Annotated in this window: 7 protein-coding genes and 1 tRNA gene; 4 read left to right on the forward strand and 4 right to left on the reverse strand. The window is 41.6% G+C overall.

Annotated elements, in window-relative coordinates; all coding sequences use genetic code 11:
* Positions 1–387 precede the first annotated feature (387 nt).
* Complete coding sequence (gene purB / locus KPX09_RS02150; RefSeq protein ID WP_249548751.1) at positions 388–1,686, reverse strand: adenylosuccinate lyase; 1,299 nt, start codon at positions 1,684–1,686, stop codon at positions 388–390.
* 633 nt (positions 1,687–2,319) lie between these two features.
* Between purB and KPX09_RS02155 the strand changes: the two genes are divergently transcribed.
* The 3 genes from KPX09_RS02155 (at position 2,320) to KPX09_RS02165 (ending at position 5,575) form a co-directional block, all read left to right on the forward strand.
* Positions 2,320–2,391, forward strand: a tRNA-Gly gene (locus tag KPX09_RS02155).
* Between the two features lie 126 nt (positions 2,392–2,517).
* Positions 2,518–2,721, forward strand: a complete 204-nt coding sequence (locus KPX09_RS02160; RefSeq protein WP_249548752.1) for a hypothetical protein — start codon at positions 2,518–2,520, stop codon at positions 2,719–2,721.
* Between the two features lie 136 nt (positions 2,722–2,857).
* A complete protein-coding gene (locus tag KPX09_RS02165) occupies positions 2,858–5,575 on the forward strand; it encodes a 2-oxoglutarate dehydrogenase E1 component (RefSeq protein WP_249548753.1) in 2,718 nt (905 codons plus the stop codon).
* Positions 5,576–6,006: 431 nt separating this feature from the next.
* Here KPX09_RS02165 and KPX09_RS02170 read toward each other — a convergent pair whose 3' ends face one another.
* From KPX09_RS02170 to ats1, 3 genes are all read right to left on the reverse strand, one after another.
* On the reverse strand, positions 6,007–7,293 hold the full coding sequence (locus tag KPX09_RS02170; RefSeq protein WP_249548754.1) for a phage major capsid protein: 1,287 nt from the start codon (positions 7,291–7,293) through the stop codon (positions 6,007–6,009).
* A gap of 654 nt (positions 7,294–7,947) precedes the next feature.
* Positions 7,948–8,322: a histidine triad nucleotide-binding protein gene (locus tag KPX09_RS02175; RefSeq protein ID WP_249548755.1), complete on the reverse strand. Its 375-nt coding sequence runs from the start codon at positions 8,320–8,322 to the stop codon at positions 7,948–7,950.
* Position 8,323: 1 nt separating this feature from the next.
* Positions 8,324–9,460, reverse strand: a complete 1,137-nt coding sequence (gene ats1 / locus KPX09_RS02180; RefSeq protein ID WP_249548756.1) for a type IV secretion system effector Ats1 — start codon at positions 9,458–9,460, stop codon at positions 8,324–8,326.
* 167 nt (positions 9,461–9,627) lie between these two features.
* Between ats1 and mutS the strand changes: the two genes are divergently transcribed.
* Complete coding sequence (gene mutS, locus KPX09_RS02185; protein ID WP_249548757.1) at positions 9,628–12,090, forward strand: DNA mismatch repair protein MutS; 2,463 nt, start codon at positions 9,628–9,630, stop codon at positions 12,088–12,090.
* Positions 12,091–12,561: the final 471 nt, after the last annotated feature.

The following is a 12,561-nucleotide window of genomic DNA, read 5'->3' on the forward strand; positions in this document are numbered from 1 at the left end:
TAGTGTGGTGTATGAGACAGGGGGTGCTGCTTCAATTGACGTGTCTTACTGATTCAGCACGAGAAGGTAACTGTGTAGTATTGTACTTCTGAGCACAACGTGGTTATATTTTTCCCTCTGTATTGCGTAGTTCTGTAAACTAGTGTGGAGAGTTTGGTTTTCCAAGCGCTCTCTATATGAGTGCTGTTGAGAGGGTTGATTACGGGGAGTTTGATATTGAATCTTTGTAATTCGCTAAAGGTGTTTTTCCAAAGTGAGAATGTAGGGCCATACTCTTTTCAGCAATGCATATGTTTTGGCACCCTACGCGTGACACGTGTAGGGTGCCCTCATAAAGCAGCCCCTAGCTCGTATGTGCTGCTAGGAACACGGTGGGTGATACTCTATTTACTTTGCGCCAAATACCTTATTAAAAATAAAGTCCACATGCTTTGTATAGTAGCTCAGATCAGCAAGTTCCCCTATGTCCTTAAAACAATTCCTTGCCTGAGGATGATTACTGATGTTTTCAACGAAGTCAGTACCATTTTTCCAGCTATCCATAGCGCAATCTTGCACAATTTTGTATCCCTGCTCCCTACTCATTCCAGTATCAACAAGAGCGAGTAAGACACGCTGCGACAGCATCATGTTCTTGGACGAATCAAGATTTGCCCTGATCCTCTCTTCGTTTATACACATATTCTGGAGAAGGTGAGCTAACCTAACCAGAGCAAAATTAAGCGTCACACAGGCATCTGGGGCTATGAATCTTTCAACAGAAGAGTGGGAGATATCCCTTTCGTGCCATAATGCGACATTTTCCATAGCAGGTACAACATAACTCCTGATCATACGTGATAGACCAGTCAAGTTTTCACCAAGGATCGGATTCTGCTTATGCGGCATCGCAGAACTACCCTTCTGACCGTGTGAGAACGGCTCAGTTACTTCAAGAACCTCTGTTTGCTGCAGGTGCCGCATCTCGGTAGCTATTTTCTCCATTGAAGAAGCTATAACGCCTAAAGTGGAAAAAAACACAGCATAGCGATCTCTGGATATGACTTGGGAAGATATGGTCTCAGGTTTTAACCCAAGAGAATTTCCCACATATTCCTCCACATATGGATCAAGATGCGCAAAATTGCCCATAGCTCCGGAGATTTTACATACAGATATCTCTTCACGTGCTCTGATCAAGCGTTGACGGTTGCGCTCAAACTCTGCATAAAACCTTGCAAGCTTCAAGCCGAACGTAATAGGCTCTGCGTGAACACCGTGGCTTCTACCCATACAGAGAAGGTATTTTGTCTCCTCAGATCTTCTTTTGAGGATACTAAGGACGTCTTCTATGTTTTTTAGCAAAATATCACATGACTGTTTGAGCTGGAAAGATAAGCAAGTATCTAAAACGTCGGAGCTAGTCATTCCATAGTGAAGATACCGTATATCCGTTGAAGTAGATTCTGCGATATACGATAGGAAAGCTATAACATCATGCTTTACCTCGGCTTCTATTTCGCAAATCCGCTCGATGTCAAACTTTCTATCGTCAACTAACTTTAGGCTATCTAAAACATGAACTGGTACAACACCTAGCTTAACCTGTGCTTCACACGCACTCTTTTCTATGGCAAACCATATCCTATACTTGTTTTCTTCTTCCCAAATCTCTACCATTTCGAGGATACTATATCTCGCGATCACAGAAGTACTTCACAAACTCTACTGCCGGGAATGATGCAATATATGCTTGTGCTTTGCAATAAGTAAAAGTGTAGTATTGTAACACCACCAGTGCATTGTGCTTTTCAATCACTTTTCTTTATCAAGGTTATTTATCAAGCTATTCTTTGTTACGACTCTCGGCGTCAGTGTTAAGGTTTACAACACAATGACGCCAACCTTGTTAAGACAGGCAAATATGGATGAAGCGCTCCTTCATTATCGCGTTTGAAATTACCTATTGGAAAACAGGTAAATAGCCTGGAGATCTATGCCTCTAAGCAGGGGTGATGAAGTCTTGAGGTTTTTTCGTATTTAAAACGGTGTGATACGTACAGTAAGCAGGATTCACTGTTATTTGTGCAACATCCGAAGCGTACGTTGCACAGAAGTAGCGTCTAAGGTAGCAATCTTTTGGCTACAGACCGTGTTATTAATGTTTAGGTGCGAAATTTCAACAGCCTTAATTAAAGTGAACTACGTTTTTGTCAGTGTGCTTTTTAAAGGGGATTGTATTGAGAGATGGATTTTTTTATTAGGGCATGAAATTTTATTTTGTTCTTGATTCAAGTTGCATGCTCATTTATGATGGGGCTCCCAGTGGTGCTGGGGGTTGCGGGAGTAGCTCAGTGGTAGAGTATAACCTTGCCAAGGTTAGGGTCGAGGGTTCGAACCCCTTCTCCCGCTCATTTTTCTTCAAGTTTTGCGACCTCTGGAATGGGTTTCTAGCTGCGCGTGTAGAATAGCAGTGGGGCGTGCTTCTGTGTCCGAATTGGCAGTTCTGGATAAGTACCGGTCTAATATCTAGGGTTTGTGTACTGGCTGTTGCTGCGCATTGTTTTGTGGTGCGAGGTAACTTTCTATTCGCGATTATACGGTGAATTTCCTCTACCAGAAGGACGTTCAGAAATTGTGAGTGACACACTTAAGGAATATTTCGATAATGTTTTCGACTCATTAGTGTTAGAATATCTGCTAGCTGTTGTAGGGGTACTTGAGAAGCTGCTCACGTTCTAAGGAGAATAACGTTGTGTTATTGCTGACGTTACCTTGTATAGGATTTGCTCGCTTTATCGTCTATGATAAAGTATGCTCAGGTGCTCATTGTTGTGTTCTGCATTTTGGGTGCATGGTGTTGAAGTAGGGTAAATAGGTGTCTAACAGTAGTTTTCGCAGAGATGGCTGCTTATACGGTGATAATGCTCTTTTTGTTGAAGAGGTATACGAAGGGTATGGAAAGTGTGCCAATGCTCTTCCAGATGGTTGGGGTGAGCTTTTTACGCGCATAGAAGAAAAGAAACCGGAGCATCCTGATCGGGATAGGACAGATGATAAAGCTTGTTCTTCTGGTATTGGCGTTTCGCCTAAAGTGTGGGGATTAATAGACTTTTTTAGATCACATGGGCATATTGCTGCGGATTTAGACCCGCTTGGACTGACGGAGAGAGTCGGACTTGGTCATGAGGAGTATCTTTCTTCAATAGATCCTGATAAGGATGGGTCGCTTTGGCAGAAGTCAGGTTTTTCATTGGATAGACTTTTGGAAAAACTGAAGAAAATTTACTGTGGAAAAATAGGGTTTGAGTTCATGTACATTCGTTCGAATGCAGAACGTACATGGCTGCAAGACAAAATAGAAAATATGCGCCTGGAGTGTGCAGGAAAAGAGAAGAGGGAATTCTTGTTCCATTTGCAAGAAACAGAATTATTTGAGCAATTCTTGCACGTTAAATATCCGGGATATAAGAGATTCTCTGTAGAAGGCGGAGATGTTCTAATTATAGCATTGGAAGAGATAATATCACTATCACCTTCTTTAGGTGTGCAGGAGATTGTGATAGGAATGTCACATCGTGGTAGGTTGAGTGTCCTTACCAAAGTGATGAAGAAGCCATATGTTGCGATGTTGCATGAGTTTTCTGGTGGTATGGCATATCCGTCTGAGCTGAATGTTGCAGGGGACGTAAAGTACCATTTGGGATATTCTTCTGATAGAGAAGTGAGGGGCGAAGTTGTTCATTTATCACTAGCTTACAATCCCTCTCACCTGGAATCCGTGAATCCTGTTGTTATGGGAAGGGTAAAAGGGAAGATTGATACTGGGCTATCCGTACTCGGTGTTCTAGTGCATGGTGATGCTGCTTTTATAGGGCAGGGTGTTGTGGCTGAAGGCCTAAATATTGGTGGTGTGGAGGGCTACAAGACTGGTGGTATTGTCCATATAGTTGTTAATAATCAGGTGGGGTTCACAACTAGTCCTAACAGTGCCAGAACTTCTCTTTATTGTTCAGATGTTGCTAGAATAATTGATGCTCCTGTTTTTCATGTAAATGGGGATGATCCGGAAGCTGTAGTAGCGGTTACAAAGCTTGCCATGGAGTATCGTGATAGGTTCAAGAAAGACGTTGTTATAGATGTGGTGTGTTATCGCCGTTATGGCCACAATGAAGGTGATGAGCCTATGTTTACGCAGCCGCTTATGTATAAGTGCATAGCGCAACATAAGACAGTAGCGGGTTCTTACGGTGATAAGCTAGTTGCGGAAGGTGTGGTATCTACTCAGGAAATAGAGGAGTTTCGTAAGAAGTTCCGGGAAGAATTAGATAAAGCGCATGCTGTGGTTTCTGCGTATAAGCCGGTGAAAGCTGATTGGTTTGAGGGGTGTTGGAAAGGTTTGAGATATGCAGTTCCGGGATGCTTTAACGACTACATGTCAGATACTGGTGTTGCAGGAGATAAGCTGCTTGCTCTGTTGGAGGCTATGTGTTCTGTTCCTGATGGGATATCGCTGGATAAGAAAGTCTCCAGGATGTTGAATGCGAGATTAAACGGTGTAAAGAGCGATAGCATAGATTGGGGAGCTGGTGAGGCATTAGCATTTGCATCGTTGTTGGTAGAAAATAAGAGGGTACGACTGTCTGGTGAAGATTGCGGTAGGGGTACTTTCTCGCACCGCCATGCAAGGTTGATTGATCAGGTTACAGGTGCGGAATATGTGCCTCTGAACAACCTGGGAGTTGAGCAAGCAAAGTTTGAAGTATTCAATAGTCCATTATCTGAGTTTGCTGTTATGGGATTTGAGTACGGTTATAGCTTAGATTCCCCAGATGTTCTTGTGATATGGGAAGCTCAGTTTGGTGATTTCGCTAATGGTGCTCAGGTAGTGATAGATCAGTTTATAGCGGCAGCTGAAACTAAGTGGTTGCGTTCTAGTGGGTTGGTTTTGTTACTTCCCCATGGGTATGAGGGGCAGGGTCCGGAGCATAGTTCTGCGAGGATAGAAAGATATCTTCAGCTTTGTGCGGAAGACAACATGCAGGTTGTTAACTGTACTACACCGGCTAACTATTTCCACGTACTACGTAGGCAGCTACATAGGGATTTTAGAAAGCCTCTTGTAATTTTCACTCCAAAGTCTTTATTGAGAAATAAGATGGCTGTGTCTAAGTTGTCCTGTTTTGAAGGTGGATTTCAGCCGGTGATTGGTGAGGTGATGGCCCATGACCATGCTCAGGTAAAGAGGGTGGTTATATCTAGTGGAAAGGTATACTACGATCTCCTCGAAGCAAGGGGTGATAGGCAAGATGTTGTGCTATTGAGGTTGGAGCAATATTATCCATTTCCGGAAGAGATTTTGGCTAAAGAGCTTGCGAAGTATCCTTCAGCAGAGGTGGTATGGTGTCAGGAAGAGCATTTTAACATGGGGGGATGGGATTTTGTTCGGTCTCGCATAGAAAAATCGATGAGACTGGCTAATTTGAAGGGTGTTGTAGCTTATATTGGTAGGGCGGAGTCTGCATCCACTGCGACTGGTTACGCGCGTGCTCATGAGGAAGAGCGTAAATACTTCATCGATGAAGTATTTGCCTAGTGGTTGTATTGCGGGGTTATAAATAGATAAGCGTATCTATGCCATGTTATATACAGAAATGCTCTGACGTGGCAGTGTAGTATGGCATAGGTTTTCTCTGGGAAGAGGGGGTGCTGAGTCTGTTATATGTGTTGTTGCAGTACCCTAAGGGCTGCCCTGGAGAGTATGCAACTGATTCTGTTATAAGGGCTATAGATGCAGTAGTGAGGTGACATAATGCTAATTTCTTTAGCAGCTTTCTTCAGCAAGAAGTGACTATGTATTTGATAATCGGTCCTGCTGTTATGCTTGAGCGTCATGTCACCTACTGTGTTACTTTAACTTTCTGTTAGCTTTTCCCGAAATTCGCAAAAAAGCTATTTCTATCCCAGAGACGCGTAAATGTAGGGGAGGTATGAGTCCTGAAAGCGCTGGTCAGTATACTTTTTAGATTATTTGAGAGTTTCAGAATCAAGGACTTCAGAAACAGGAAGTTCAGCTACGGGAGATTCAGGCACAGGAGATTTAGCCACAGGAGATTTATTAATTTTAGGTACAATAGTGGGCTTTCTGACGGTGAGTAATTTTATGGCATTGCAATTTACTGCAGCTCCTCCGATACGTTTTGTAGTATAAAATTGTACAAAAGATTTATCCGTGTAAGGGTCGCGAAGTATACGCATATCTTTGTTTTCCACTATTTTGTAGGCACTTTTAAAATCGGCTATTGCTATGATACTATTACTCCCATCAGAATACATTGGCATATCTGAAGTTTGATATACAGGAATACCTAGTAGCATTTCAGCTCCTGAATTTCCTACTTGCAATAAATACTGTCCTGTGTTGGATTTGAGAGATCGAATTTCTTGTAATATGCTGCGATTCATGAGAAAAGCAGCTCGTGATGAAAAGTTCTCGTTTAATGAATAGAACAATTTTATAATCGCGTCTGTATTCAGTGTTTCTACTTTGACTCTCTCAATTTGTCCAGGGCCAGTACCCTCGTCATAAGATAGTATGCCTGTCGGCTGTGATTCTCCGCTGCCTGAGATAAATGCCTTATTCTCTTTCCGACTAAAAGCATCTACTAAGTTATTCATAAGCCAGCGTTCTAAGTCTATACACGTATCTTCTAAAAGATTTTTTGCCAGTTGTGGTTGTGCATAGAGTTCAAATAAACGAATATTAATGTGAGATAATTTGGGTGTGAAACTTTTACTAATTACAGCGTTGGCATCGCCACTCCATCCTACAGAAGTTTCTTGGTTGTTTGATATGAGATACTCCAGGCTATCACTCGATATTTTCTCGATTGAGCACAATTTTCTCATTATTGAGTTTTGAGACAATAGCTTATCGAAATGCAAGTGGATTTTTCTGGGTATTAAGTAAGAAAAGTTAGTATCAAGAACAGGGGCAGAAGCAGAGAATATGTTTTTGCATTCTAATGCTTGATAGCCGTGAGTTATATATTGACGCAGAGATTTGTATTCTGGTGTTCCGGGATTTTCATTTAAGTTTATTGCATTACGTTCGGTTTCTAGTTTATCTAGTCGATTGGCGTAATGGTCAAATTTACAATTTATGTCTTCAAGTTGTTGCAAAAGCACATCATTTGTAATGTGTTTGTTGTTTATATTTTCTGTTTCGTTTTCTTTTATAGGTGGTAAGTCTGCATCACACTGAGATAAGAATTCTGTGATGCCATCTTTTACTTCTAAAGCGGCTGTTGTCATATAATTTCCAGGTAAAGATTATAATGTGGGTAGTAATAGGTGGAAAAAAGCGTAAAGTTTTTTTACCCAGACTATTATTCACAGGTTTCTTGCTATGGGTAAGCAATAAGTTCATATGTTGAATGATGGAAGTGTTTGTATTTCCTATATCTCAGTTTTATACCGTAACTTAGGTTATGCTTAGGAATGTTTGGTTATTTCTGCCAATTTTATAGCTGGGCAATAAGACCACATGCCCGTTTAGAAGGGAAGTTAAGGTTAATGTTACGGAATAAAATCAAGCTCACATTGTGTTTAGTTATATTGCTATGTCAAGATTATGTATCACATGGGTTTCATGAGAATAATGGTCGTACATATGGGTTTAAAATAAGTTCATTATGGGATTTTTGTAAGAGAGTATGTGAAAGACTTTCTCACTTGAGGTCTTTCGACCGTTTCTGATGCTACGTATGGTGAGAGTGCATAGATCTAACATGCAGTTGCTCTCTCTAGAAAATTGCATCCTTCTGTAGGTGCTGCACCACAGGTTGTACTGTAGTGTCGGAAAATCCGTCATAACGGCAAAACGTAATACAACCCATAGTCTTTATTATAGCCAGCTCCTTAGGCTTGCAAATGTAGGATATACTTCACTGCGTTACAAAGAGATGGTCATTCACCGCTATTGTTATAGCAATCGTGTTCACGCTGTGGATAGCCTAATATATGAACATGAAAATGATGCACTATTTGCCCAGCAGATTTTCCATGATTTGTTACTAGCCTGTAGCCGCCAGTATGTAAGTTAAACTGGCGTGCAATTTTTCCTACAGTCCTAAAAAATTCAGACACGTCATAATCAGATTCGACAAAGTCGTCAAATGACACAAATTTTCCTTTAGGGATCACCAAAACATGTACAGGGGCTTCTGGTTTTATATCATGAAATGCCAGGACATTATCATCTTCGTAGACTTTTGTGCACGGCAACTCCCCTCTAAGGATTTTTGCGAATACGTTGTCGTTATCGTATAGTGATGGTTCCATTTTACCTCGTACCTTTATTACCATGTGTTTCTGGGCCTCTATTCTGTGCGCTTACTAAAGGAGTTACAGTAGGATTCCTTTGTGCTTGTGTTGATGAATCATCATGAGAAACATCGCTCAGTCCTCTAGCAGCAGAAAGAACCTCTTGTTGAACAGCTGCTTCTTGGTTGGTGATACCACTACCTCCATGCACACGATCCTCTGAATCTCTTAGGAAGTGTGCTTGCTGAACAGCCTGATCGGCACCTGCACCTGAAGAAGGTCTGCTAGGTGACGCATCCCCGCTCAATGAGAAAATGCGTTCGTCTCTTTTCGAAGGAGAACTGCTGTGGGTTGTATCACGGGATACATTTTCTTCTTGACCAGGTGTCTGAGATCTCTTTTTATTGCCTGCTGATGCAGATTTTTCACTATCTTCTGGAGTATCACTGTCAGATTTTGATTGTACAGGAGGAGTAGTATGGCTCACCGGAGCATGAGCATTTATACCTTTTGTTTCTGCTTGGTGCATTAGCTCTTTAGCAATGGACCTAGCCAGTATTTTACTTCCAACACCCAGTGTGCCCAATACCATTTGGACTTCTTTTAGTACCCCTTCCTCTGATTTATTTTTGGTGTCTATTTTTATCACTAGCATTCTGGTGAAGCCGTCGCCTGTGCGCTCTACTGAAACCTTACCACCTGTTTCTTCCAGCTTTTTTTTAAGCTCTAAAAGTGCCTCACACTCTTTTTTAGCTCGGTTATGATCCATTCTGGCGCCAATATCCATTCCAGGATTTAAACCTTTACTACTTGGATCCAGTTCTTCTACATCACTATTATCAAGTGCTTCTAACATCTGTAATGCGCCTTCAGATACCCTTCCCTCGCCAAGTTGCAGTACTAACTGCCCCGTTTGAGCATAGTGGGCACTTATTTTTGTGCCTCTCTCTTTATCCCAGGGGAGATTCTGTATCGCAGCAGCGCGATCATAAAAAGGTTGTCCCCTACCCATGAGGCCGTTAAAAAAATTTCCTGCTGAACCCCATAGATTTCTCGAGGTTCTAGCGTTAGGATTTTCAGTAGCAGGCGCTGTTAATCCAGAAACAATGCGCGCAGCAACGTTCCTTGATGTAGTAAGAATTCTTCTTATTAGCATAAAATTACCACGGATGATGTAGGATTATAGAGACCTAATACTTTGAACGCAAAAAAATCAAAAAATTATTAAGTAGAAGTGCGGACAGAATTAGGTAGGAAAACATTTGTGTTGTGTTAAAATGCCGAAATTGAACTTAGCATTTGTGAATTAATAGCTACTTGAAAGTGAGTAATAATACTGAGTATACACCTGTTCTTAGGCAGTATAGAGCGTTAAAAGAGCAATACGGTGAGTGTTTACTACTGTACCGTTTGGGGGACTTCTACGAGCTTTTTTTTGAAGATGCAGTTATAGCATCGAGGACTCTAAACATAGTTCTCACCAAAAGAGGCTCTGATACTCCTATGTGTGGTGTCCCTTATCATAGTAGTGAGTGCTACATAGGGAAATTGGTAAAATCGGGATATAAAGTTGCCGTGTGTGAGCAGATTGAAACTGCCGAGGAAGCCCGTAAAAGGAGCGTTAGAGCTTTAGTGCGGAGGGAAGTTACCCGGATAGTGACTCCTGGTACACTGGTAGAAGATAGCCTATTAGATGCTAAAGAGAATAACTATTTGGCATGTATTTCAAATATTGGAGAGAGATATGGTGTTGCGTGGATGGAGTTATCCACCGGGCTATTTCACGTGCGTGCAAGTAAGTTGGAAGACCTCGATAGTGAGATACAGCGTTTGGGCCCCAGTGAGCTGTTGATTTCTGACAAGCTTAAGGAGCAGCAATCTATGGAGCTTGTGCTGAAGAGGCATCGCTGCGCTATTACTAGCCATAATGAGAGTTTTTTTGATTCCAAAAGGGCGGAAAAGGTTTTGTGTGGGGTATATGGGGTTACTACTGTACAAGGGTTAGGTGATTTTGAGGAGGTAGAAGTATCAGCTTGTGGTTCTTTGCTTGAGTACATTAGAATGACGCAAAGGGGTTCTCTTCCAAAGCTTAGCTACCCAAAGGTTCGAGATAGTAATAGTTTTGTTCTGATAGATGGTCCTGCACTGAGGAATCTTGAACTATTTTCTACACAGTCTGGCGAGAAGAAAGGGTCTCTGATTTCTACTATTGATCATACCGTTACCGCTATGGGTAGCCGTATGTTAAAAAGGTATCTAGCATTTCCTGTAGCCTGTCATAACGTGATAAATGGTCGTCAAGATGCTATTGAATTCTTCGTGAATAATAGGTCTCTTTGTGAGGTGATTAGGGGCGTTATTAATGGATTTCCCGATATTGAGCGCATATTGACCAGGGTAAAGTTTTCCAAGTGTTCACCGAAAGATATACATTTGCTTGGGCGTGCATTAGGCAAGATTTTTGAATTATCGAGGATAATCAGCAGATCTACCCATGCTATAATCTCCAAGATTTTGGTCTCATTGGGTGATCATAGAGACTTGCTGAAGCTTATTAGTGAGGTGATGCTCGAAAACAATGCAACCATTACTAAGGATGGTGGTTTTATAAATCCAGGATGTAATGAGCGGTTGGCGGAGTTAGCACGTATTCAGAATGATAGTGGTGTATTGATACAGAGGTTGCGCGACAAGTATAGGGCTCTTACAGGCATAAGTAGCTTGAAAATTTTGTCTAACAATTTGCTTGGGTATTACATAGAGGTATCCTCTTCGTATAAAGTCAGTGATGAGTCTTTTGTTCGTAGGCAGAGTCTTGCTAACAGCACTCGCTATACCACTGCAGAATTAAAGGAGCTTGAGGAAAGGATAGTTTCAGCTCAAAGCGAAAGTGCAGACTTAGAAGCGCAGATTTTTAAAGGATTGTGCTCAAGAATTGCTGATGAGTGTCAGGATATAGGGTTAGCCGCAGAGGCTATTGCAGAGTTAGATGTTCTTACGACACTTGCTGAAGTTGCGGCGGAAAATAATTATGTAAGGCCTATTGTTGATAATAGTAGGAAGTTTAAAATAGTACGAGGCCGTCATCCAGTAGTAGAAGTAGGAACAGATTTTATTGCGAATGACTGTGATCTCTCAGAGGGGAACAGTATGTCTCTCATTACCGGGCCAAATATGGCAGGTAAGAGCACGTTTTTGAGGCAAAATGCTTTGATAGCAGTTTTGGCGCATATAGGATCATTTGTCCCTGCTGAGCATGCACATATAGGGGTAATAGATAAAATATTCAGTAGGGTAGGTGCATCTGATAACATAGCGCTTGGACATTCTACTTTTATGGTGGAGATGGTAGAGACTGCAGCGATTTTGAATCAAGCAACTTCGAAGTCACTGGTTATTTTGGATGAAATTGGCCGTGGAACCGCTATTAATGATGGCCTTTCCATAGCTCTAGCTGCTATTGAACACATACATGATGTTACAAAGAGTAGGGCGATATGTGCGACGCACTACCATGAGCTACCAAAACTTAGTTCGCATTTTGAAAATATCAGGTTTTTTTGTCTTAGAATTGAGGAATGGAAGGGTGAAGTGGTGTTCTTACATGAGCTTATTCCGGGCATTTCGAGTAGATCTTATGGTATACATGTTGCGGGGCTTGCGGGGTTTCCAAAGGGTGCTTTAGAGAGGGCTAAGTTTTTCATGAGCAAGTTTGATGAGGCAGAGAACTATAGAAGCCTAGATAGCATTGATGTTACTTCTGGACGACATATAACTGATGAGTGAGAATATTACGGTCTATTGGAGCGTGTATTATATTATCATCGTGTTGTTTATCGACAATGAGCTAATGGTATAGCCACAGGTTTTTGCGTTCTCAAATAAGTAGCTTGTCACGCATTTATAAGTGTAATTTCAGAATTGTGATATGTGTAACAGTACTTGCTATATGCCCTGCCTATTGCTGTAAATTTGACGATGCATATAGAGATACATGTGGAAGGTGTGTTTCAAAGTGCTACTCCGAGACGTAAAATCTTTAAGGGGAATAGATATTCAGCAGCATTGTAAGGTCGGTGTGGGTGAGCAGGGATCTCTTGCGGGGTTATAATCTCATGCCTAAGAGACTTTGAACATACGTAATCATCCGGAATATGCGACCTCGATATGCAGCCATATCCCAAATCTCAAATTGACCAATGTAGAGCTATTGGAAGTGATATTGGAAAATCTAGCCAAACTTCTCGATATATATTC

Source organism: Anaplasma phagocytophilum (genome assembly GCF_023476575.1).
In the GTDB taxonomy this organism is placed as follows: Bacteria; Pseudomonadota; Alphaproteobacteria; order Rickettsiales; family Anaplasmataceae; genus Anaplasma; species Anaplasma phagocytophilum_A.

Coding starts and splice junctions, on each gene's coding strand:
- KPX09_RS02170 (WP_249548754.1), bottom strand. CDS start 7,293: ATGACAACAGCCGCTTTAGAAGTAAAAGATGGCATCACAGAATTCTTA.
- ats1 (WP_249548756.1), bottom strand. CDS start 9,460: ATGCTAATAAGAAGAATTCTTACTACATCAAGGAACGTTGCTGCGCGC.
- KPX09_RS02175 (WP_249548755.1), bottom strand. CDS start 8,322: ATGGAACCATCACTATACGATAACGACAACGTATTCGCAAAAATCCTT.